Raw genomic sequence first — 26,938 nt, 5'->3', positions numbered from 1 at the left:
GCGTATGGCCCTTATGGCCAGCGACGAACTCCGGATGTTTTTCCTGATCGTGACCGGGGACGAGTTCCCGGACGCGAACGAAGACCTGTTGCGTGCGCTGGCCGAAGCATGGTACAAGGCCGGGTACCAGCTCTCCGAGAAGCTGGGCCCGGCCCTTCGTAGTGCCGTCGCGACGATGAGATCGTCCTTCGACGGCCAGGCCGCGCAGGCCTTCGCCGCGGGCATGGCGCCGTTCGTGGACGGGCAGAACAATTATATCGACACCGCGGGGGTTTTCTTCCGGCAATTGGGTGAAATGCTGGAAGAACTCGCTCTCGATGTCGAGTACATGAAATACATCGTCATTCTGGAATTGACGATTCTGCTGGAGGAAATGAAATGGGCGGCGATCGCCTATTTCGTTTTCGGGCCCTTGGCGCTGGTGTGGTTCAGCGGCCGGCTGGGCGAGGTCCTGGACGTGATCATGGACGTGGTGGGCTACGTCAAGAAGAAACTTTGGCTGTTCTACAAGCTCAACCAGTACTGGCGGGCCGCCATCATCGGCATGGGCATCAGCCTGGGCAACCAGATGGCGGTCACCGTGGCGGCTCAGGGAATCCAGTTCATGGAGGACGGCCCCTACAAGCGCCACCAGTGGAACGTCGAATACCTCAAGGACGCGGGCGTCGTCGGGTTCGTCGGCGGTCTCCTGGCCCCGGTCACGCACGGGGCAGGCCATGGGCTGGCGAAGATGATCGACTATGCCCTCACCAAGGCGAACGGCAAGCGCAACTGGCACCGGGTCTTCGCGCACCAGTTGTCACACGTCATCTCCGAGGGGATGCACGAGGGCCTGACCGGGACCTTCAGCACGGCCTGGCTGACCGGCCAGATGACGGCGAACTGGGCCGACTTCACCGCGGGCGCGTCCTCCGGGGTCGGGCGTGTCGCCGGCCACCTCTTCGGTGCGTTCGTCACCAAACTCACCCTCGCCGCCATCGTGGCCGGGCTCGTGTCTTCCCAGGGCCCGACGCACGCAGGTCACGGCGAGCACGGTGACGACTCGGACGGAGACGACGACTTCCCGGAGAAGGGGCCTCTCCCCGGCGGCCGTGGCGGCGCGCCCATCGGCCCCGGTCCTGGTGGTGGGATTGGCCCTGGTGGCGGGAGCGGTCCGGGTGGCGGGAGCGGTCCGGGTGGTGGGCATGGCCCTGGTGGCGGGAGCGGTCCGGGTGGTGGGAGCGGTCCGGGTGGCAGGCATGGCCCGGGCGGTGGGAGCGGTCCGGGTGGTGGGAGCGGTCCGGGTCGCGGGAACGGTCAGCCGGGTGGGCACGGCGGCCAGTCGGGTGGGCACGGCCAACCCGGTGGGAATCCCCCTCAGGTCCGGTCGCGGACGGTGCCACCCGCGATGGCGGGTCCGAACGGTGGTCACGACCACCCAGGCCTGTCGGGCAACGGTTTCCGCACCGGGAACGACGGCCCGCTCCCTCAAGGTCCCGAAGGATTCCGAGGCAACCAGAACAACGGCCTCCAGGGAAATGGTCTGGAGGGGAACGGCCACGGTGGCAGTGGTCTGGAGGGGAACGGTCTGGACGGGAACGGTCCCCAGGGCCACGGGCCGATGTTCGTGGCGCATGGCCATGGCGGGGAAATCCCCCCGCACGAGATTCCACCGGAGAGTGTCTCCGATGACGAGACGGTGAGTCTGGGGGGCTCGGCGAGTTCGCGGAAGGATGACAGCGATGTGTGGTCCCTCTCGTCCGAGTCATCGTCGGTGTCGAGTATCTCCACGCACGGGGAACCGCTGCTGGACCGAACCCCTGACGACTTGCCGGACAAATCCCTGCCAGACGGGCAAAGTGGTCTCCCTGATGACGTGAAGCCGCCTTCGACGCCACCCATCGACTTGGCGAAGGTGACCACTTCGCCGATCCCCGAGTTGCCGGACGAGCGTGTCACGACGAACAAGGTCACGCCTCCGGAGCCGGGAAACCCTGGTGAAAACCCGGCTGAGGCCGCCGAGCGCAAGGGCGCGGCGGACCGGGCCAAACCGAGGAAGGTGCGCCCTCGCGCGGTTCCGTCCAGGCGGCTGAAGGGCCGGCTGATGCCGAAGGCGTTGGCACCCAAAATGCGCCCGGCACCCGAGCGGATACGACAGGAGAGTGCCCAAGCGTCCGCGTCGGCGGGAGAACCGGCCAAGACCGAAATGCCCTCCGGCAAACAAGGTGTGAAGGACCGGTCCCCGGATATCGCGCCGTTGACGACCAACGAGCCGCGAGACAACGCTTACTGGACCGAAAAGCATGTTCGCGAGGTCGCTGCCGCGCTCCGTGAACAGGGCACGCCCGGCGAGAGGACGATGATCGAGGCGTCCACGCTGGTGAACAAGATCCACCGCCGGTCTCGTCTGGTGGAGAGGGGTCTTTACGACGACGTGGTCCGGATCGTCGCGGAGAAGCTGTTGGGTGCCGGTGTGCAGTATGCCCCTCAATTCGCCCGCGCGATCGCGGACGACCTGGGCACCGGATGGGCGCCGAGGTCCCGGACGGTGCAGGCGGAAGTGATGGAGGGTGGCGCGCCCCCCGAGGCGGTGTGGAGCGAGAACGACCTCGCCCGGACCTCGCGGTGGAATTCCGATTTCCGCGACCTGGTCAGGCGAGTCGACGCGACGCACGTTTTCTCGGCGCTGAACTTCCTGGACGGGCACCACGCCGCACCGGACATCTCTGCCAAGGTCGTTTCCGGCTCCCTCGCACCAATGGGTACCGGCATGAACGCGATAAGGGACACGGGCCTGCGAGTACAGGCGAACGGACGAGGAGCGATCGCACTGATCGTCGTCCGTCCGTTACGGGACGGGCCAGGTGGTGTTTGGTTCATTACGAACGAGGGGAGGGCGAACGCGGAGGCCAGGACCGACCAACTCGTCCTGAGAACGTACGACGGCGCGGCGGTGCGACGTTCGACCCTTGAGGAGTTCACCGACGCTTTCCGTGGCCGGGGTGGTCCGGGAGGAGTCCACGCGGTGGGCTTCAACGCGAACGGCCACGCCATTATCGAGGACGCCCTCGACAACCGGTGGAGAATCGCCGGGATCCCCGAGTCACTGAATCAGGCGGAAACGTACCTCAGTAATGTCGGTGCGGCTCTCAGCGACCTATTGATGCGACGCTCGGCCCACATCATGTTGGCGACCATGGATTTGGGCCGAGTGGCCGCCGCTCGCCAGACCGCGTTGACCAAGGTGATCGCGCGTGCGATGGGGGGCAGATACGCGGTCCCCGACGAACTTCTCCCGCCCGAGCAGGAGATCGTCGAATTCGGGCTCAAACTCGGCCGGGACCTCGCGACACAACTCGGCATAGCCCTGCCTGAGGAGACGAGCGGTGAAGCCGGGACCCGCCCGTGGACAGCGCGTGAGACAGCGCGCCGGGCCTTGATGGTCAAGGATCTGTCCCAGTACGACGTCCTCGACGAGGTGCTGATGTCCGTCAACGACCTGGTACCGGACAGCAGTGATTTTCGCCGGTACAGCCCACGACTGCATCAAGCCGTTCGCCAGCTCCTCATAGCGGAGTGGAAGGAAAAAGGTCCCGAGGCAGCTCGCAGGTTGCTCGTCGACATCGGGCTCGGCCTGGGCACCTTGAAGCGGGACTGGATCGTGAACGTGATCCGTCAGGATGCGAAGAAGCTGCGCGGGACGGACCCTCTGGCGATCGCGCGTGCGATCCGCGCGGCACAGGCCATCGTGCACGAGACCCACGACAGGACCGGTCTTGACGAGCGGGCTCTGCGTTTCGACCTGGTCACGGTGATCGCGGGCCGGATCCTCACCTCCGGTGAGAACCAGGCGCGCGCGGATTCCGTGAATTTCGCGAGTGTTCTCGGCACCACCTCCCGGCCGGCGGAGCCGGGACCCTCGGGAAGTGGTCAAGTGGTTCCGGGTACGGCCACGGTCCCTTTTGGCAGCGCGGAACGCTCGCAGCGGATGGAACAGAGAATCGCCTCGGACCACGCCGAGGCGCGGCGAGTGTTCGCGACGTTGAACGGCGCCAGGTTGAGAGAGATCCGCCGGATCGCCACCGCGCACGCGGCGAGTGCGCACAATCCATTGCTCCTGCTTCGCCTCGAACGCTACGAGGTCGTGCTCGGGTTGATCGGACTCGACATTCACAACGGGGACAGCAGCGTAGCCGCGTTCGAGGCCGCTCAGAAGCGCTCGCGCAGGCTCGCCGACTACCTGGACTCGCAGTGGACTCCGGAAGAAGTCTGGGCGGTGCTGGGGGACGCCGTGGAGTCCGGGCTGGTCGATGAGGACCGGTGGGACCGGGCGTTCGAGGCGGTGGCGGAAAGCCACGACGAAGCGAAGCTGGCCGACGATGGCCTTTCGTTGTCACAAATGGCCACAGTGGTCGCCTACGTGGCCGCCCGGCTCGAACAGATCGAAGGGGTCGCGGTCTCCGAACGCCGCATTTCGGCGGGAATCGCCTGGGGCCTGGACAGCGAGCCATCGGACGAGGAATCGCAAGCCGGGGGCGACGACGAGCCGGAAAGCGAGTCGGACGAGGAGTCCGGGGCCGAGGCAATGGAGGTGGACACCGAACACGACGAGCCCGCGCCGGACGCCGGGTCGGCCATGGAGGTCGACTCCGGCGAACCGTCCCGGAGGACCACGGGCATGCGCGGTGGTTATCTTCCCCCCAGCGAGAGGGCCAAGCCGTTGGTGCGGGCGCGGGCGTTGCCGTGGTGGCGCCGGGCGACGGTTCTCGGGGAGGCGGCGTATTCGGTCAACGAATTGGGTGTTCTTGACGACCGACAGCGTGCGGCGTTGACGCGGAAAGCTCGTCTCTTCGTGTTGACGTTCAACAGTCCGTTGGCGTTGGGGGATTTGCACGATGCGGTGGTGTCGGTGGTCGCGCACACCTGGCATCGGACGGCCGGGGACGAGGCGGCCAAGGACGCCGCGGCGTTGGAGAAGGCCAGGGAGATCGCGGAGGGACTGGGATCTCGTTGGGACAGGCGCAGTTTCCTCGCGGAAGTGGCAGCCCTCCGTCCGGACGAACTCGACGCCGGTCAAGTGAACGAGGCGCGGGCCGCGGTCCGGGATTTTCACGGGGGAAGACTGGTCCGGAAGAGGGGATATTCCGGCTCGCAGGTGGTACGGCTGGTGGCCACCTTGGGGCGGGACCTGGGCGTCGAGGAGGTGGCGAAGGCACTCGCGAAGGGGTGGGAGACCGGGCGGAGGCCTACGACCCGTGGCCTCCGGTTGGAGCGGGCCGCGTCATCGTGGGTTTTGCGTCCGGCGGTCATTCGGGGTGAGGGTGCCTTCGCGGAGGACCGGTTGGCCGTCCTCGGCGAGGCGGGACGGCGGGAGTTGTTCTCCAAGGGGCGGGCGTTCGTGTCCGCCTACGGCGACCCGGAAACATGGCGGGACCTGCGCGACGCGGCGGCTTGGATCGTGGCGGACACCTGGCACCACACCGACGGCGACGAGGTGGCGAAGAATTCCGCCGCCCTGAAGAAGGCCGCGGAACTGGTCACCGTTTCGGACTCGTCCTGGAACCCGCAACGTTTCCGCGCTTTCCTGTCACGCGCCCGGACCAGGGCGGAGATCGGTGAGACGGTGTGGGCCGCGGCCGAGCGGGCGGTCCGGAAGTATCACGACGAGCAGGCCGGCCATGAAAGGGGCTATTCATCCGGCGATGTGATCCGTGTGGTGGCGACTCTGGCGAAGGATGGTTACCTGGACGCTTCCACCATTCAGGTGGTCGCCGTGGGGCTCACCAACGCGCTGGGTACTTCTCGTATGCCGGGCGACGAGGCCTTGCGCGCCATAACTCCGCTCAGATTCCCGCTCACCGAGCGTCTTCGCAAGCTGCCGAGATGGATTCGCCGGACAGTGACGCCCAAGACGACGCACACGCGGGTCGAGTGGACCGACCCCACGCTGACCGAAGGCGCCGAGGTGGCGCGCGGCAACCTGAGCGAACTACCCGGCGGATTCGAGGGGTATGAATGGAAGGACCTCCGGGCGGAGACACTGGCCGTGATCCAGGTCAGATTGGGGTTCGAGACCCTGAAGGAGAGCGGCTCCCTCGACCGGGTCGTGGTGATCGTGGCCGACGTTCTTCATCGCCAAGGGATCGAAGCGGCGCTGCGGACGGTGGCCGACATCGCCACGAGCCTGGAAATGGGCTGGACCGAGATTGATTTCGTCGAGATCCTCGGCGAAGCGGAGGCGGAGGATCTCGACGAGGAACTTCTGCGGCAGGTACGCGTCGAGGTACTCGCATACCACGACCCCGCCAAGCTCGGCGCGATGGGGTTCTCGGTCGACGAGATGGTCAAGGTCATCGCGTATTTCATCGATACCGAAAAGCGCCTGGTGAGCGTTCGGCAGGCGGCGATGGGCCTCGCGGAGGCGCTCGGAACGAAATGGACGGAGAACGGGCTTCGTGAACTCCTTACGAAGAAACGTGAGATCGATCCGGAGACGATGAAGAGGGCCCGCGTCGCGGTCTACACCTATCACAACGGGAAGAAGCTCACCGGCCTGAATTTCTCCATGACCGACCTGATCGGTCTGGTCGCGTCCATCAGTGACGGCGAGAGCGGCACTGGCGATCCCTTCCGGACCGCGGCAGTGCTCGCGGAAATCCTGGAGACGAAGTGGTCCGAGCCGGACATTCGCGAGCGGGTCGACGAGGCGTGGAGTACTCACATCGGCGACAAGATCCTGGCCGAGGCGGACGCGGTGGTGCACGAATGGTTGGACGAGCGAAAGCTCGCCAGGATCCGGTTCTCGATCGCCGACATGATCCGCCTGGTCGCCCTGGTCAGTGCCGAAAGGGAGGATCTCGATCGAGGCCGGATCGCCCGGGAGATCGGGAGGGTCCTGGACGTCCTGCGGCCCGCGGGCGTGCCGCCGCGATCCATCCGCCAGCACGCGACCACGGTCAAGGTGACGATCTCCAACCCGGCGAAACCGGCGGACAATCTGCCCTTCACCGGATCCGACCGGGGCGCGTTCGCCTTCCAGCAGGCCTATCGAGCCAGGCTGGCCCGGTTGGACCCCCGCGTGAAGACCACTCCGGTTCCGGATTACACCTCCGCGGAGTCGGTCGGCAGCGGCCGGAGCGGGCTGGACGAACTGTATCGCAGGCTCAGACATCCTGGGGTGGGCCGGTACCCGAGCGCCATGATTTTCGAATTCGTTCCGGGCAGCGGCTCCCGGAGCGTTCAAGGTCGCGTGCTGAACATCATCCCGGTCGGCGGGAAGGCCGGGGGTGCGGGAGCCGGGAACGAGGGGGAGCACGTCGAATTCGCGGTGACCGACTCCTCGGGCGTCCGGTTGACCGATGCCGAACTGACCCGGCTCGACGGCCTGCGTGCCCTGTATGCGATCGGCATCGCCACGGACGGCTCGGTCGTCGTCGGCAACGCCGACCCCCGGCGAGGTCAACGCGCCGAAGCGACGACATCATCGCCCGGCGGTGTGGCGGTGAAGGACCCGGAGACCGAATGGGCCAGATCGGACCTGGAGCACCGGTGGACCGAGGCGCGCACCGCGCTGGATGAACTGAAGGCGGCGGACAGGGCACGATGGAAGGGAAACATGGCCCTGGCCGAGGCCATTGTGGACACCACGCACGACAAACGGAAGATCTCGGCCGAGAGAGTCCGGGCGCTCGTCGAAATAGTCGCGGAGTACCTCGGGCGGGCCACCGCTTCGGGTACCAGCGCCTTCGAGTACTCCCGTGCTCTGGCGGACTCATTGGGTACGGCACTACCGGATACCGCCTGGCTGCCCGCTCACCTGCGGGTCGGACGCACCGCGAGCACCGTGGCCGAGGCATTGGAACGGACAAAATGGACGCGGTCGAGGCTCAGGGTGCAGGCGGTCTTCGCACAATCCTTCCTGCCTGAACCGGAGCCCGGAGAAGACCAGAGTGTGGGCGTGCGGCTGATAGCGCGGCACGACTTGGACCGCCTCGACGAAGACGGCCTGAACAACGCCGCGCACGATGTCCTCAGGTATGCCCGGCAGGAGGTCTCCGAAGACAAGGACGGCTTCGTCCTGAAGATCTCCACCTTCATGGCGGATGACCTGAACACGAGGATGACCCCCAACGGGGTGCGCCGGAGGTTGCGCGTCGCCCCGGAACTGGCGGAGATCCCCGAGGAGACGCGCAACCTCGCGCGCGGCGCGGCCGAAGAACGTCGCCCGAGGCTGGCCAGGTTCTACGAGATCGATGATGTCGTCAGGGCCGCCGCGTCCTACGCACGGGAATACCACGGCGACATCCGGCAGTTCGTCGCGACCATGGCAAGGACCATGGTCTGGTCCAAGAATCTTGTGCTGGCCGATGGTGCTCGCGCGGGCCGCAGGCTCCGTCGCCTGTCCGACGCGGACCGGGACGCCTTGATGAGCGCGGCTGTCCCCATTGTCCTGAATTTCGTGAGCTATTACGTCATTGCCGATGACCTCGATTTCTCGATGGCGTTGATGAATATCGTCGCCGATGTCCTGGACGGCCCCGAGCCCATGGGCTGGAAGATCGCGGAGGCGCGGAGGGTCATGGCCGAGATCGCCAGGGATCTCGACCTGGGCTGGACGGAGGAAGGGTTCCAAACGGCCTTCGGCCGGTTGCCGAGACCGCCGGCCGACGACCCGGACCTGGGCCGTGCGGATGCGGCGGTGGAGTACACCCACGACTGGAGGGTGCTCACCGGCCGGCGCATCCTGCCCCCCAGCGTCACTCGGATGGTCTACTCCGTTCGCGCAACGGGTATGGGCCGAATGGCGGATCCGTCGCTGGAGGCCAACGTGGCTCAGGCGATCGGCCGGGGGTTGAACACCGAGGTCGCTCCCGGCAGGAACCTGGACCACTTCGAGGATGTCAGCCGGTTCGCCGACCACATCAGACGCGAGAGACCCGAACTCGTCCGGGACAGGGGGGCGATGACCGACGCCCGGCTGGTCGTGGAGCAGACCTTCCAGTTCAAGGAACTCGGTCAGAAACAACGCACGGACCTTGCGGTCGTCGTCGCCGACAAGGGGCTGACCACCCACGACCTCCAGGCGTTGCGCGAATACTCGGCAGGTATCGCCAGGCGGCTGCGACTGATGCGTCCGGATTGGGAGGAGGTCGCGCCGGAAGCCGGGCCGGCCAGGGAGGGCGAATCCGGCGGACCTTCCGAGGTGCCCACGGGCTTGCGCGGTGGTTATCTTCCGCCCAGCGAGAGGGCTAAGCCGGTGCTGCGGGCGTGGGCGTTGCCGTGGTGGCGTCCGGCGGTCATTCGTGGTGAGGGTGCGTTCGCGGAGGACCGGTTGGCTGTCCTCGATGAGGCGGGGCGGCGGGAGTTGTTCTCCAAGGGGCGGGCGTTCGTGTCCGCGTATGGCGACCCGGAAACACTGGGGGACTTGCGCGATGCGGCGGTGTGGATCGTGGCGGACACCTGGCACCACACCGACGGTGACGAGGTGGCGAAGAATTCCGCCGCGCTGAAGAAGGCCGCGGAACTGGTCACCGCGTCGGAACAAGCGGTTGAAATCGCCTCGCGGTACCACGATGCGGACGCACTCCGGACACTCGAGGCGGAAAGCGGGGTGATCGGGCTGGCGGACGGTGTCTCCGAAATGATCGCGAGAGGGCTGGCCCTCCCCGGGGACCCGGAGGTGAACCTCCGGGAGGCGGAGTTGCTCGCCGCGGAAATGGCGTCGGACCTGGGCACCAGCCGGCCGGCCGATGCCCCGCCGATGTCCCTTCGCGGCGGGGCATCACGGCCGGATCCCGCCGACCGCGGGGCCTGGACGGCGTCGGTCTTTTCGGACTCGGACTCCGACTCGGACTCGGACTCCGATCCGGACGACGGGACGGTCGAAGGGACGGTCGGACAACCCCCTCAGGACGAGCACAAGGAAGCGCGGCTGGAGGTGGCTCTCCGGGACATCGACGCGGCGCGGAATTCCGCATGGGACGCCGAGATTTCTTCGGAGTTCCTGCGGGTGGCGCACGAGGTCGTTCCCCGCGATTTCGACGCGCGCAGGCTCGGTCCGATCGGCCACACGGTCACCGACATGCAACGGGTGGTCGCCTGGATCGCGAGCGTGAGTGGGGCCGGCGAGGCGTCGATTCCCGAGGTGTCACGGCGACTCGCCGCTGGGCTGGGTGCCGCACGAGCGGGCAGCGCACGCACGATGCGCAGAAACTTCAGGATGGCGACAGCGGAACATCTCACCATCTCGCGCAGCATCACGTTACCCCGCGCCGGCGAGCGGCCCGATGAGATCGTCTGGAGTTACAAATTCAACGAGGTCGTGAACGACCGGGGCGCATTCGGATTCCAGGCGGAATGGCGTGCCGCGCACTCGAGCGCTGTGCCGGTGATGAGGACGGAGATGTACGTAGCGCACTACGTCGGGCCCGGGGACGGTCTGCTGGAGGACGCCGGTGAGCCGACCACCGCCACCGGCAAACCGGGGGAGAGCGGCGAAAAGCCCACCGCCAAACCAGGGGAGAGCGGCGAAAAGCCCACCGCCACGCCGGAGGAAACCGCCCAACAGCCCGCCGGCACGCCGGAGGAGAGCAGCACAAAGCCCGCCGACATGCTCGCCGCGATCGCCAGGCTCGGAGAAACCATCGGGGCCACCGTGAACAGGCTCGGCGGAGCCGAGAATCTGGGCAGGAAACGCATAACCGATCTGCTGAACGACGCTGTCGTCCACCAGGGCAAGGACGAGGACGTACTGAAGGAAGTCGCGCCTCCCTACGACGGGGCCGACCTGTTGAACAGGATCACCGAACTGTTCTCCTCTCGTGGCGCGGGTCCAGGCGCGACCGCGGTGGTGTTCGACATCAGGCCGGAAGTCGTGCGCACGGAAACAGGCGATGTGGAGGAGGTGATCCTGAGACAGGGCGCCGTGGTGAACGTGATCCCATCGCCGGACAAGATCGGTTACCTGTTCGTGGGGTCCTCCGGCGGCTCCCTGTCGAAGAAGCAGCGAGAGGAATTGAAGGATCTGCGCTGGCCCTTCGTCTTCGCGCTGAACACGAACGGCGAACCCGTCGTCGGAAATGTCGTGGTGGGCGAACGCGGCACGACGGAGATCGGCTTGGTGCCCTACGTCGATCGGAAGGGAACGGAGACCGAACGCATTGTCCAGTGGAGCCTGGGCCCCAACGCGGACGGCCGGTCCTCGCCTCTCCCGGGAGATCCGAGCGGCAAGCGACCTGCCGATCTCTGGGGAGATCTGAGCGGCAAGCGACCTGCCGACATCGCGGAACTCCGGTTGATCGAGGGCCTCGTCAATCCCCGTCCGACTCCCCGCCTCGAGCCGGACAGGGTAAGGGAAGTGGTGCGCTTCCTGCGTGAGGACGATTCCGACCGCAGACTCGCGGCGGCCATCGTGAGGATGACTCATGACCTGGAAAAGCTCACCAAGGAGCAGCGAGAAGCGCTCGAGTATGCCGTCACCTATCGGCTTGTCGCTTTGGGAGACAAGGGCTTCAGGGAGATCTACGAGTGGTCGCGCCGCGTCGCGCGCATTCTGGGGACGACGCGTCCGGAGGGCTCCCGGCTGGTGGCCCGCTTGCGGCAGGAGCGCGGTCTGTCCACCGATTTGGCCGAAACACTGAGAACCAGCGCGCTCGATGAGCTCCATCATGCCGACGCGGATCTGATCGCCTCGGCGTACGCGGCGGCCGGAGCGCGTCGGAGGGCGCTGGAGCGCAGAGACTACATCATCGACGATGTCGTGGCCGTGGCGCTCTATCTCGAACGACACTTCGATGTGAGAGCCGCCGACGTCATCACGGCCATGGCCGCGAGCCCGGTATGGACCGAGGAGGACATCCGGGAAACGGGGCCACGCGTGGAAGCCGCCTTGGAGGCCCGATCGCCGGTGAACAGCGCGAAGATCTTCGGGCTGGCGAAGGAGATGGTCGCGGCTCGCCTCGACCTCGTCGAGGTGAACGAGCGTGACCTGGGCGACGTCGTCCTGGTGATCGCCGACGTGTTGCTGGCTCCAGGGGAAATTCAGGAGAACATCGAGGACGCGTGGGCGGTTCTGGGGGAGATCGCCGAAGAACTGGATCTCGGCTGGACACCACCGAAGATCGGCAAAGCCGCGGACGCCTTCGCGTCGAGCGTGGCCGGGGATTCGGACGAAGCGGACGCGGCGCTGGATCGCGCGAGAGACGCGCTGCTCCTGGCCGACGACCTGGACGCACTGCGCGAGGCTCTCGCGAGCCACGATCGCCCTCTGGGGGTGACCGACCTGACGAACGTGGTCATGGGCGTTTCCGCGCTACTGGCCGGTCCTTTCGAAAACCATGTCGTCGAGGCGATCACGGTGGGTCTGCGGCTCACCGCCGAAGGCTGGCGGTCGAAAATCGGGGAGGACTTCCGGCTGGACCCCGAGGACGAGTCCGGCGAGAAGCCCGGTGGAGAGCCCTTCCCGCTGGAAGACATGGTCAACCCCATGGGCATCCGGTCCTGGACGCCGGAGCTGGTCGTCGCGGGATCAGAGTTCGCGACGGATGTGGCGCCGTGGTTGCGAGATCCGGATGAACCCGCGGTGGAGTGGGTGAGAAAGGTGTTGCTCACCAGGTTCAATCCGGTGAGCGTCCCGCCCGGCATGACCACTCGACTGATCAGCATCCTCGGCTATATCCACTACTTCACCCACGGATCCGACGAACAGAAGTCCGCCGCGGTATCGGAGGCCGCCCTGCGGATGGCGGACGACCTGAGAGGCGGGTGGAGTCCTCGCGGGGTCCGCCGTGTTCTCCGTGACGTGACCGCGTCCGACGTGGCCGACGTGGATCTGAAGGTGACGTTGCAACCGTATCGGAGCAGCCTCGAGGAGCGGCATTACGAGATCGAGGACGTCATCCGGATGGTGAACCACCTCCGGGAAACGTTCCCCGAAATCAGCGAGCGCGACGTCGTCGAAGCGATGGCCAGGAGTCCTTTGTGGAGCGACGACCGGGTGGTGGAGGAATACGATCGGTTGACCGCGGGCGACGAGCGCGAGGATCCGAAGGGGAGCGAGCACTGGGATGAGGCGCTCGAAACAGTGCTGAGCCATGTCAGCACGCGCGCGTTCCGAGGCCGGACCTATGGCGTGTACGAACTCGCGGTGGTGATCCTGGACGAGTTGACCGGTCCCGGAGACCCCAGGGAAAACCGCGCCGCGGCATGGACTCTCATGGCGGAGATGACCGCGGATCTGAAACTTGGCTGGACCAGAGCCCTTTTCGACGAAGCCCGGGACGCGGCCGCCGACAGGAACGTCCAGAGCGACGAGGAGGCTTGGAACCGTGCGCGGGAGGCGGTGAGCCTCAGCCAGGACACGAAGGAACTCGAAGGTCTCGAGATCCCGAGCCACGCGGCGGCCGAGGTGGTCGCCCTGATCGCGGACGAGATCGACGGCCCGTTCGAGGACGCCATCGCCGAGGCGATCGGAGCCGGACTGGGGACCACGTTGAGTCCGGCCCTCCGGTGGACCTCCACGGGAGATGTCAGACGGACCGCCGCCGCGATACTCCGGTCCATGCCCACGCTGCTCGACGACGAAGAACTGGTCGAGGAGGCGGAGAGCATCGTCTCTCGGGCGGTCGCGACCGACGATGACCGACTGGCCGGGGATCTTGTCGTCGTCGCGGCCATGAGGATTCTCACCGGACTCGAGCGAACGCCCGAGTACATCGGCAGGGTCGCGACCGAGCTGGGCGTCGCGCGGACGTCCGGTGGCGAGCTGACGTTGGCGATCCGTGGTGCGTCCGGGCGACCGGATCCCGAGGATCGCGAGGACTGGATGGACTCCGTCTACTCGTCGTCCGATGAAGAGTCCGACGAAGATCCCGGTGAAGAGTCCGATGACGCTTCCGGCGAAGGCTGGGACGAAGAGGATACCGAACCGTCCGAAGTGGACATGATGGAGGTGAGCGAGGCCGGCGAGGCCGCGACGGAGGAGGGACCGGATGCGGTCGCCGTGCCGGAGCAGCGGTCCGGGGAGGAGCCGGGCGCGAGCACCGCACGGGGAGCGTACGCGAACGACACGACGGCGCTGGTCGCCGGCCGGCCTGGCCGCCGGGCGCCGCTGACCGGGTGGATACGGGATGTCGATGGCAGCGCGGCCGCGCTTGAAGCCCAGTCGGCCCTCTACGACGGGGCGCTGAACTACGATGTCGGGCCGGATACGGAGTTCTCCGGACCCGAGTTGACCGGCGACTTCGCGGTCACCGCGAAGAGGATCGTGAAATGGCTCGACCACTACGGTGACGGTGCCTCCGTGGTGATGTTCGCCTACCGGGACGACGGCCGCGGCCAGGCCTTCTTGACCGAACGGAGGGCGGGCGCCAACCGGGTCTGGAATGCCGTCACGCGCACCTGGGCGACGCCGGGGTCCACGGGGTTCACGGGGTTCACCTCGTACTTCACGATCGCGGTCAGGCCGGACCGGACGTTCGGCAGTCTCGGTGAGATGGCACCTCACAATATAGGGGTGCTCAGGGAAGTCTACGGGGCACGACTGTTGTCACGGCGGAGCGTGGAGGGTGGCCTGAGTGATGTCGTGGGAATTCGCCAAGCCCTGCGGGCGCACCGGGAATTCGACCGATTCCTCCGCGAGGGCGACAGGTACGCACTGGTGGATCTCGGTACCGGGGAGGATGCCCTGGAGCGCGCCACCCTTCATGTCGGACTCGGCGGCCACGGCGCGGATACCATCATTGTGGTCCTCCCCGGCGGAAGGGGACCGGGTGTCGCGCTGCACGTGCGCGACGAGCACCACCAGGTGATCGTCTGGAACCACGCCGAGAACCGGGCGATGCCCGACTGGCGTACGTGGATCGCTCCCTTCGACCAGGTTTACGCGATCGCGCGGTGGGAGGACCGGGCGAAATTGTCCGTCGCGCCGGTGGACGACCAGAGCCTGCGGATTCCGACACAGCTCAAGCTCTTGTTCAGGTACAAGAACGAGACCGAGGTGATACGGGAGCTGACGGGCTACGCCCCCACGGCGCCCGACCTTTCGTTCGCGGTCCCGCTGATCACCGATGTGGACGGTCTGCACCGCATCCACGCGCTCCTGGCGGCCTACGCGAACCGGACAGTGAAGTTCTTCCCGTCGCGCGTCACGGGACCGAAAACCGAGGTCCCACGCAAGGTGCGCGAACTGGCGGCGGAGAACGGCATCCACTCCGTGGTCGTGATCGCCTACCCGGCCGAGGGCAGGGGCAAGGCCTGGGTGGCGCAGGGCTCACGGTTGAAACGCGTGGACGGAAGCGAGGTGGAGGACTGGGAGGCCGAGTTCGGTCCCTTCCTCACGGTCTACACCTCGGCGAGCCGCGACGACGGCAGCGCGCGCACCCCGGACTGGATGGTGCACGCGGCCGCCGGAACCCTCACGGCCCACCCGCCGGGCACCCGGATGAATGTCTCCGAGTTCCTCGGCCTCATCGGTAACGTCCGTGGTGGCGAAGACGTGTTCGAAGCCGGTGAAACGGTGGCGACACCCCGTTCGATCGCCCCGGCCGAGCGCGCCATGAGTGAATTCCGCCATCGTGTCCGGCGGCGCGGACACCACGCGGTGATCTTCGGATACAGCAGCCCGGGGGTTTTCAGCCGGGCGTTCCGGATGACGAAGGCCGGCGACGACGTCGTGATGCGGTATCGGACATCGACGTTCCTCCTCGAGGACGATCCCGAATTGTTGAGCGGCCTGGTCCACTTCTACGGGACCGTGTATGACGCCGCGGGCAACGACGTGACCGGCTCGCCGTCCGACCGGCCCCAGGCCGAAGCACTGGTGGATCGGGTGCCGGACGGAGAGCAGACGATCAGGCTCCGGACGATCCTCGACTGGGTCACCGACATCGACGAGCGGGAGCTCACCCGGGTGCTCACGCATGTGGGTGTCATTCATAACCGGGGACTGGACGGCACGAAGGTTTTCCCGCCACGAAACGCGGGCTCTGGCAAAGACCCGCAACGGGAGGCGTTGAGGCTGCTACGCACCGCCGAGGAGGGCGCGTTCGCCCTTTTCCTCGGTTACCGGGGGCGTGGCGAAGCCAAGGTGGGTGAGGTGTGGCTGGTGCGCAACCAGGTGAATCCCCACACCGGCAGGACCGAACTCACCGAGATAGCCGGTTCGGGAGTTTCCGGCCGAGCGGTCGTCAGGAATGTCGACGATGTCTTCGTGGCCGCGATGGGTCGCCGAGGCCTGGAGTTCTATGACCTGACTGCGGCGAATCGTGAACGTCCGGAACCGTCCGCCCCGCCAGACGAGTCCGTGCCGATGAGCCGACGTGTGCACGACCTGGCGCAGTCCAGGGCTCGCTACACCGGGGCTGACTTCGAGTCGGCGTCGGAGCTGCTCAGGGTGGCGAACAGGAATCTGTGGACCACCGAGGGCGTCGCTCTGCATGGTTTCGGGCTGTCCGGTTTGGAACGGGAAGCAACCATCGTGATCGCGCAGATACTGCATGCCGAGGGGGAGAAGCCCGGCGTCAGCCCGGAGGAGGCCCACCAGGTCGCGTACCAGAAGGCTTGGGAGATCGTGACCGGCCTGTACGCGGAGCAGTCCGCCCCTGAACAGTTGCCCGGCGGCGCGAGCCCGGAGATGGACATCGACGACTCCGAGGGCGATCAGTCGGACGTCGAGATGCCGTCCTTGGCCTCCGACGAGGGGTCGGAGAACTCCGACATGCCGGCGACTCCGCAACTCGTGGTGCCCGAGCGGAACGCCGTCGGGGACTGGCTCGCCGAATCGCGGCCGGGTGAAGCGCTCTCGCAGGATCAGATCGGCACGCTACAGGCCAAGCTCGAGAGTGTGCCGGGGGCCTGGGATGCCATCGTGGCCCAGGCGAGGTTCCGCGGGGTTTTCGAGGGTGACGGCCGGCCGTTGTTCTTCGTCCCCGAGGCGGTGCGGGGATACCAGGAGGTCACGCAACTTCTCGGCCGCGGTGGGGACCGCGCGTCCGCGGTGCTGTTCCGGTACCGGGACGGGGCTCAACGGGCCTACCTGGTGACGAAGGTCGGCCCGGCGGTCGAGGTGGTCGACGCCGTGACCAGGACCACAGTGGAAAATCCGGCCCCAGAATTCGCGGCCTCCCATTTGTATGTCTCCACCGTGTCCGGAGATCGTTTCATCGGACGGCCGAGAGGTGCCGCCGAGGCGTTCCGTTTCCAGCGGGATTTCCACGACCGGGCGGACCAGGCGGACCGGGAGGCCCGTGGCCGGGCCGGCCTGTCGCGCTATCACGAAGGAGAATCCTTCGGAAGCGGCGAAGAGGCGCGCCGGAAGATCGAGAAACGGCTCAGGCTCGGGGTTCGGAACGCGAGCGCGGTCGTCACCGAGTATCCGGACGGGACAAGCGACGGGCGCAACTTCCTCGTGACCCTCGACGGGGTGGGCAGGATTTCCTACACGGATCCGGCCGGCTTCATGGGCAACGATTTCGCCGGTCCGGGCGAACTGTACGCGATCTTCCGCGATGACCTCAGTGATGCGCGGAAATTCGTTCTCGACCGCGCGGCGGGAAGACTGCCGGAGCACCCGGTGCGGATCACCGATGTCATCATCGATGCCGACGATCTCTCCGAGGTGATCGAGGCGCAGCGGAGACAGTATGGTCGCGAGCCCGGCTACGAGGTCGGTCCGGACACCGTGTTCCGCGGACCTCAGTTCGCCGGTCATGGTGAAACCGGCCTGAACGACGTCGGAATCTGGCTGGAGTTTCAGCCTTCCGGCGAAGACGCCGGGACCGCCACCGTCGTAATGATCGGTTACCGGCGGAATTCCCCTCGCGGACGCGCTTGGCTGCTCGGACATGACGGCGAAAGCACGACGGTTTACGATCTCGCCACCGGGGAGTGGGTGGATGATCTGAGCGAACTCGGCTCCTATGACGAGTTCTTCGCGATGCCGGTCGATCCGGATGGGAACCACGAACGTCTCACCGGTGAGCACGGCAACCGGATCGACGTACTGATCGAAGAACTTGACGGCGCGGCGGCGAGCCGTGAGCGCCTCGCCAAGGAACTACCGGACGTGGTGAACTTGTCCGGGACCCTCGATACGCACCGGGAAATCGACGAGGGTGCGAAAGAAATCGACGAGTACCGTCCCGTCCGGGTCGGGGCGGGTCCCGGCGCGATGAGCCTCATTGCCGACCACGTCATTCTGGGCACCTGGAAGAACGGGAAACCGGCCGACGTCATGACGGTCGTGTACTCGGGGACCGACGGTATCGGGTGGAACGTCTTCTTCAAACAGGGGCGCGTGGTCCTCCGGAACAGCATGAGCGGGGAGGAGGTACACGACTGGGAAACGCGGATCGGTGAGCAGGACGTGGTCTACGCGATTCCGCGCAAGAACGACCGGGCGAAGCTTTCGGTGTTCGCCACCTCCGGTCCCGGGGACGCCATCGACACTTTCGGACTCGGCAACCGAACCGAATTGGCACGATCTCTGGCGTTTTGGACCAAGGATGGCCTCGACGTCTCTTCCGCGCCCAGGTGGATCACCGATGTCCCGCATCTTCGGAAGGGGCTGCGACGCCTGTGGCGTCATCACCGTCCGCAGGCGCCCGGGAGCCCGTTGCCGTTCTATCCCCAGACGCTCCTACGTCACACCGCGAAGGGTGTGCGGAAGGGGGAGGTCCTGCGCGCCGTACGCGAACTGGCCGGCCGGGGTGGTGGTCTTTCGTCGGTGGCGGTGATCGGCTACCGGGAGGGTGCGGACGAGGGTCGCATGTGGACGTTCCTTCAGGACGCGAGCGGAGCGCGGCTCTATCGCGAGAACGGCACGGACGAGGGCGCGCCGGTGCCGGAGGAACGATGGGCGGACGAACTGGACAGCGCGGACCTGGTGTATGCGTCCGCGGTCGGCGAAGACGACAAACCGGTCCTCGGTTATCCCTTCACCGACGCGACTGCGAGGGCGATCGCCCTGTACCCGCGAGGCGTTCGCAAGTCCCGTGAGCAGTTCCTGCGTCTCGTCCCCGACGTCAACGGGCTCGAGCCCGTTCTCGCCGAGGTCCCGGAGGACGCCCCCTTCGACGAAGTCGAACTGATCGGCACCGGTGCCGAGATGGCGAGGGTCATCAGGCAGGTCGGCAGGGGTGAGGACGGCCGGTACGCGGTCGTGCACGTGTACCCGGAGCCGGGCGCGCCGGGGCAGGCGTGGTTGCTGAAAAAGCGCGCGGGTCGCGTCGAGATGTGGAGTGGCGAGGGTGCGCCGTTCCCGGCGCGCGACGACGTGGTTGAAGGCGGTGGCAGGCTCTACGCGGTCGTGATCGGCAAGAACAACAAGCGCGTCGCGCCGAGTCCGGCATTCGACCAGCGGGCCCGTTCGTTGATCATGGTGGTGCCGGGCCGGGCGAAGATCCCGCTCGAGGCGATCGCCAACTGGGTCACCGATGTCGATCCGGAAATGCTCTCCGGCGCGCTCGAACGGCTGGCCTCCCTGCGGGGCGGCACCTTGGGCAACACCTTCGTCCACCCTCCGCGATGGATGATGCGAGGCACCGACGCGGAGCAGCCCCAGATCTTCGACGACGTGCGCGACGACGGTGACAGCGCGTTCGCTCTGTTCCTCGGTTACACCGGAGGCAAGGGCGTCGCGTTGATCGTGTTCACCGAGCGCGGCCGGCTCATGCGGGTGAGCGGGCGGAACGGCCCCACGCGGGCGTCGGAGTACGGTGACTTCGACGACGGGTACGTGACGGCGATGGGTGCCGACGACCGGTCGTTGGTCACCCTGTCTTCCTCGTCCTCGGACACCGGTGAAGAATCGCCTGCCCCCGGTCCGGAGGAGGAAGCTCGCGCCCACCCGCACGCGGACCAGACCGCCGCGCTGATCGACCGGCACGGCCCCGGTGCGCTGCTCGACAGCCTCACGCAGCTCACCCGGGCGGTCGGTGACGTCACCGAGTTCGTCACTGTGCTGAAGCTGCATTCGGAGGTGGACGTCATGGTCAACCACCCCCGTGAGCTCGACACGGTGAGGCACCGGATGACGAGGCCCTTTCCCGCCTACACGCCCGCGTACGCCGGTAACCAGCGACAGGCTTTCAAGGAACTGAACGATCGCATGAGCGTGGGCGGTCGCGGCACGACGGCGAGGTTGACCGGCTACCGCGGTCGGGAGATGGCGCAATCGTGGGTCTTCGCCAACCTGGGTCCGAAGGAGGGAACCGGGAGCGCCGAGTTCGTTCTCGTGCGGGGTAACGGCAGGACGGTCCCGATTCCCCAGGAGGAAATCGAGGGCTTCGACCGGTATTACCTGACCGTGGTCGACCGGAATCTCAAGTGGGTCGGCCGTGACCATCCGTTCCCCGACCGGGGTGCCGCGAAACTGCTCGACCGGGTGGGCCCGTTGAGCGGACGGATTCCGTTGACCACCGCCGTTGACGTGATCACCGACGTCGAGGGTGTCGAAGACATGCTCACCGAGATCTCCGAGGATGACGAGGGAGAAAGGAAGGTCTGGATACCGCGACTCGCCGCCAAGGGCGCGGACAGCCTCGAAGTGGTGCGTACGGAGATCCGGGAACTCTTCGAAGAAAACCCGAACGCGAAGGTGGGATTGGTCCATTACCCCCCAGGCCCCCCACGCGACGCCGGACAGGCCTGGACCATCACCGGCGTGTCCACTTTGGATCAGGTCACCCGCGATCTGCCCCAGAACGGCACGTTCTACCTCTCCGCCCCCGCGCGCTCCCCCTGGGGCATTTCCCCGTGGACCGACACCGAGGTGGAGGCCCAAGCGGAGTGGTCGCGCGGCCGGTACACCTCCGGTGACTTCGAGCGGGCGGAGGGTCTGCTGGAGGAGGCGCTCGGCAAGTTGGAGGAGGAAACGGGCAGCGGCCTGGCCTCCTTCCGCGGGCAGCACCTGGAGCACTCGGCACGCGAGGTGATCGCCGCGACCTACCACGGTTACGGGGAAGCCACGGCGAAGCTGGTCGCTCGGTCCATTGTGGAGGATCTCTACGGGCAGTCGACCACCCCGGGGCGGCTCCTCGGCGGCGCACCTCCCACCGGCGACGAAATGGTCATCGAACCCGCCGGACCCGTGATACCGAGGACATTCACCGGAGAATGGACCGTAGAGGAATGGCTGCACGGGACCGCGATGGAGCCCGACGACAGCGTGCTGGCGGATTTCGGGGCCCGCCGGATGTCCACGGCAGGCGGGGAGCCGGTCTTGTTCCGGTCCTTCCAGAGGACCGGGCCCACCCGCCCGGAGCCGGACCGGGTGGACCGGCTTCCCGGGCAACCGTTCTTGCATTCGTTTCTTCCCGCCTACCGAGATGTCGCGCACCTCGACGACAACCTCGCGCTGATCTCCTTGTTCCTTGAACGTTTCGGCTACCGGGGAGACGCGCGCGAACGCATCACCTCCTATGTGCCGATGATCATCGGTAGCAGCCGCGGCATCTCGTCGCTGCGTGACCATCCGCTGGTCAAAAACGCCAAGCCGGGCACGGCCGGCGTCGTCATAGGAGTGCCGTCCGGGAGGATGCCGAGCACGGCGGGGTCGTGGGGTGTGGTGGTGGACGGTACCGGGAACTTGCGGGTCCTGGACGCCGACGGAGACCGGGTGACGTTGTCCGACGACATCGCCGGGGGATTCCACGGGACCCTCTACACGGTGCTCTTCGACCCGGTGACGGACTCCGTGGTCATCGGTGGCCATCACGCCGACGGCCCGAATTTCTCCTACCCGTTCGGCACGACCGACGGTGCCAACGAGGTTCTGACGCTCCACGGAGTCCTCCACCGGGCTTTGGGCGCGAGGTACGCGCACGACCCGCGTGACCTGATCGCCTCGGAGCGGCACCGTCTTTTCCAAGACAGGCGTCACCAAGCCGACGGGACCGAGAAGGTCCTGCGAACGGTCGAGCGCGGTGGGCATGGCGCGGCGGCGGTGATGGTGACGGAGAGGGAGGGCGAGCGGCGCCGGACCTGGTATGTGCTCAACTATCACGGCGTCGTGATGATTCTCGACGCCGGAGAGCGCCGCATCAGAAGGGCCGAGCGGACCTCGAGCGAGTTCAAGAACCTCGACAAGGTCTGGGCGGTCGTTGTCGATCTCAAGGGGAACGTCCTCGCCAGCGCCGAGGTCCCGCCGCGGGAGTCGCCCGCGCAGGCTGCCGCGGAACAGTTCGAGGAGCGGGTTCCCGGGCATGCCGGTTCGCTTTCCATCGGTGCCCTGTTGCGCCTCGACGACGCGAAGGAGGCGCTCGAATACTACTGGTCACAGAAATCCCCGCTCGCCCCTGTCCTGCCGGACGAGGTGCCCTACGCCGGTGACGGTATCGGCGGGATGGCGCTGCTGGCCGTCGCGCTCCTGGCGCGTGGTGAACCCGGTTCCCTGCTGGCGGCTCTCTATCCTGAGCGGTCCGGCGTGGGCGGTAAAGTAGGGAACCTCGTCACGGGCGGCGACGGTCACCGTGAGGTTTTCGTCGTCGATGCCGACGGTGGCCGGCAACCTTTGGACATCTTGGTGTTCGGTAAGGTGAGCCGGGTCTACGGGACATTCGTGAACGAGGAGAACGGCGTCTCCTCGGTACCGGCGCGCCTCGATGACCTTCCCCCTCTCGCGCGTGCCTGGTTCGGCGCAGGATGGCGCTATCCGGACGCAGCGGAGAAGTTCGAACTCAGGCTGGTGGATTATCTGGTGGACAGGTACCGGCCCGAGATGGAGCGAGCGCTCAGGGAGCTTGTCGAAAAGCTGTGGAACAAGCTGACCGCTTCGGAGCGTGAGCGCATTGCCGAGACCGACAAGCGCATCCCCGGTGCCGCGCGCGACGCGCCCGCGGTGGTGCGCAAGGGCAACATTCGCGAACTCGCCGCGTTGCTGGACCGCATGACCGACCGGCTCGCCGCGCCCGGCAAACTGCACGGGTGGACGGGTGACCCTCCGGAAATCCGCGCTCAGCGGGATGGCCTGCGGATTACCAGCGGGGCAAGGCGGTACAACAAGGCGGTGGCCACCGCCGCGCTGGAAGGGGGCGACGCGTCGGCGATCGCGGAGCTCGACAGCGCCGAAGAAGCGCTGCGTACGGGTCAGCCGGTGGCCGCCGTAAAGCCTCCGCTCAGCGACCGGGAGAGAAGGATCGCCCGGACGCGGAACAGGGACCACCGGGAGGTCGTGACCTGGTTCAAACCGCAGCGGGAGTTGCGGCTGGACGCACCCGCGCACCGGGAGGGCGAGAAGTCCGGCGCGCTGATCTGGAGCGGGATCTCCCAGGAGGTCTACCGGGCACTGCGCATGGGCACGCTCCTCAACGAAAACGAGGACGCCGGGCTGGACCTGGCGATGATCCGCGCGGCGTTGTACGCCGTCAGGAGGGGGACCAAGCGGAACACCTACCACGAAGTGATGGCCGCCGCCGAACTGGCGAATTCTTCACTGCGGTATCTGAACAACTTCGGCCGGTACCACACGCTGCAGCCGCTCAAGAAAAACGGAGAGCTCGACGAGAAGGCTCCGCTCGGTGAGAACGAACTCCGGGCGAACGTCGCGGTGAAAAAAGCGTTCCCGGACGAGGAGGTTTTCGGGGAGGCGTTCTCCCTACTGAACCGGCAGGATCTCCGAATGCTGCTCGCCCAGTACGTGCGGCCACCCCGAAGCGGGGTTTCCTCCTGGACCCCGGACAAGGTCCGGGCCGAAGTGGGCGATGCGGAGCTGTGGGACTACCGGCGGAGCGAGCTTGACCGGGTGTACCACGAGTTCACGCGGCATCCCGAGGGGCTCGCGCTGCTGCGCTCCGGGATGGGTATCGCGCTGATCCAGATCGTCACCGCACGCCTGCGGCACGATCCCGGCACGGATGTGGAGAGTCTGTTGTGGGACATGGCGGACGGTCTGCTGGCCACCGCCCGGCAAGAGCCCGGTGAACTGACGCATATCAAGCATTTCACCGCGGCTTTGGATTACTACACCACCCATTTCCACTATCAGCGCGCGCTCGGCGTCGGCGGCGAGATCGATCGGTACGAACCTCTCGAACTGGTGCTGGCGCGCGAGCCCGTGCCCTTCGGCACGGTCGAGTCCGGGTTCGACGGGCTCGTTCGCGTGGTCGGTGAAGGCGGGGACGGCGCGGCGGCGATCCTGATCGAAAAGCCGCGTGCGGCGGAAACGGATCCGGACGAACTGCGCGCGTGGGTTCTCGTCGGCGGGAGCCACACGGTACACCTGGTGGACCTGGCGACCGGGACCTCGGTCCAAGCGACTCCGGAGGCGCTCGACGCGCATTCGAAGATCTTCGCGCTGGCCGACTGGCGCGACGGCACGCCCGCCTCCGGAATCCGGAACCCACGGCCCGCGCCGGTTCCGTCCGGCGACGGGGACGAGGCGGCCGAGCTTGCCAGGCAACGGGATCTCAAGGCGCGGGCCATCGCGTACGCCGAGTCCATAGTGGACGATCTGGACGAACGCCTGCGCGTGTTGCGGACGATCGACCTCATCAGAACCGGGGCCGCGGAGGCGACGCGGCCCACCGAGGAGCAGGCACGCGAGGCGCTCGTCATCGTGGAAAGCACTCACGACGTGGGCAAGCTGCGCGACCTGGCGGTGCTCGACGAACTGGTCACGATGGTGGCGAGCTACCTGGGTGGGCAGTCCGGCGCGTTCGCCGCCGCCGAGCGGATTTCCGTCGTCCTCGCCGGACTCATGCGGACCAGGCCCCCCGGGCCGGACGACCTCGCGGCGCTGTCCGAGGTCGCGCCGCCCGGCTCCACGGCCGTTCCGGACGATTTCCGCCCCCTTCTCGAGGCCTTGGGCACGGATATCGGGGAAATCGCGGAAGCGTCGGGCAACAGCCTCGCACTGACAACCCTCCCGGTGCCGGAACGTCTCGACCGAGGCGACCCCGGGTTGGAGGAGATCGTCCGGCGCACGACGATCCCCGAGGCGAACGACGACACCGTCTCCGGCGCCTGGACCGCGCTGCTCGGTTACCGGCAAGGGGAGCGGGGAACACCGAGTGGAAAATGGCTGATCCTCCACCAGAACGGCCGGGTGCGAGTGTTCGGCGCTGACGGCGCGATCGTGCCGCCCCGCGTGTTCGCGGAGTTCGAGCGCCTTTACGGAGCCCCGGTCACGGCCCGGGGCGAATACCTCAACCACGCCTATCCGTATGCCGATGACACCGAAAAATTCATCGCCAGGTCCGGTGAAGGGCGCACGGCCGGCCGCGACCGGCTGGTGGAGGAAATCACCGACGCCAACGGCCTGACGGCCGTCCTGGCGAACCGGCCGGACGCGCGGGATGACGAGGAGATCCCGGTGCCACGGCCGGCCGGAGTCGGCGTCGCGGCGCTCATGAAGGTCAACGAGGAGGTCCGGGCCACCGGCAAGGAAAAGACCGTGTCGACGGTGATCGCCTACCCTGCGCAGGGGACCGGGCAGGCCTGGAACGCGATCCGCGAAGGCAACCAGGTGGTGATGCGGGACGCCGCGGGCGATGCCCTGGACCCGAAGTCGATGTTCTCCGGCATGGTTCGCGTGTACGTGACTCCAGCCCGGGTGCCCGGAACTCCTTCGTCCGCACCGATTTCTCGTGCGCCTGAACCGGCTCAAAGCGGCGAGACGGGCCCCGGGCCGAGTCGCTTGAGGCTTCAGGTGTTTCGCGTCGAAGTTCCGGACGTCACCGAGGATGTCTTCAGGCTTGCCGCGGAAGAACAGACTTCGATGCGCATTCAGGTCGAACAGATCGCGGCGAGGATCGCCGTACCGCCCACCCCCGGCGAATCCGAGCGTGCGGACGCGGTCCTGCGGTCCGCCGCCGCCGAGGCGGGCGTCGCGGTGGACGACCTGTGGGACACCGGATTCGGCGACAAGGTGAAGGGGGTCATCGCGAACATCTTCCGCGACCCGGAGAAGGACGAAGCCGCCAAGACCGCGATGGCGCGGGAATTCGCCGCGATCGTCGTGAGGAGACTGCGTGCCGAGCCGTCGGCCGACGAGCGGTCGGTGAGCGAGTCCTCGACCCTGGTCGACAAGGATGCCGTGATACCGGACGCGAAGGCCCACGCGATGGCACCGCCAGGGACACAGTTCCCCGCTCCGCCGTCGATCGCCGGCCTGGTCCGGGGCACGGGGGCCGGGGGTGATCTTCGGGTGGGGACGGGCGAGTTGTCGGGTGGGCGCGCTGGGCTGGCGTTGTACTCGACGTGGCGTGGCGAACCACGGAACGCGGACACGGTGCTCGTGGACCCGCCCAGGGCGGCCCAGCGCCTGGTCGGCCGTGCTCCCGAACTGGCGGGCAGCGGCACCAGGGGACTGATGAAGGTGGCCGCGCGGCTCAACGAACACGGCGCGCAGGCGTATCTGGTGGACATCCGGCAGGACGGGACCGCGACGCCGCGGCGTGGCCGGGTCCTGAACCTGTTGCGCCACCGGAAGGATCTGTACCTTGTGGACGCCGAGGCCGGGACGTGGCGGCTGGTGACACCGGAGACCATCGACGAGATCGGCTCCGGTTTCGGCCAGGTCTACGCGATCGTCGACGGCGCCGACGGAGCGTTCGTGGCGGTCCATCCGCCGCTCGGCAGGCTTTCACCGGGCGAGAAGATCAGCCGCTACGACCTGGTCGAGTACGCCCATCTCGCGCGTGAACACCAGATGCGGACGGCCGCGGACGCCGGTGAGGACATCCCGGTGCCCGGCATCGAAGGCCGCCTCGTGCCGTGGCTGGGCGGCCTGCGGCTGGTCACGGCCTGGGCGGTGACGCCCGAGTTCGCCGCGGACCTGTCGACCTCGATGTGGCGGGACGTGATCGCGCTGGTGCTGGGCGCGGACGCCGACGACCCGCCGCGCTGGCTGCTGTTCGCGCCCGACGGCAGTCACCCCCTGCCGGTCAGGGTCGAAGACCTTCCGCCGGAATCCCGCGCGCTGTTCGGAAAGGCGTGAACTCTCGCCGCGATGCCAACCGTGTCG

At 67.1% G+C, this 26,938-nt stretch carries 1 protein-coding gene; it reads left to right on the top strand.

The window, feature by feature from the left end:
* Positions 1-4 precede the first annotated feature (4 nt).
* Positions 5-26,911 (top strand): WXG100-like domain-containing protein, encoded by a 26,907-nt coding sequence (locus ACFSXZ_RS31025; protein WP_378268997.1) that lies wholly within the window; start codon positions 5-7, stop codon positions 26,909-26,911.
* Positions 26,912-26,938 lie beyond the last annotated feature (27 nt).

Origin of the sequence: Amycolatopsis pigmentata, assembly GCF_042684065.1 — a bacterium.
Classification (GTDB): domain Bacteria; phylum Actinomycetota; class Actinomycetes; order Mycobacteriales; family Pseudonocardiaceae; genus Amycolatopsis_E; species Amycolatopsis_E pigmentata.
The sequence above is the reverse complement of the archived record's forward strand: the minus strand, read 5'-3'. Positions and strand labels throughout refer to the sequence as shown.

Excerpts from the sequence above, each read along its gene's own strand:
- ACFSXZ_RS31025 (WP_378268997.1), top strand. The coding sequence starts at position 5 with ATGGCCCTTATGGCCAGCGACGAACTCCGGATGTTTTTCCTGATCGTG.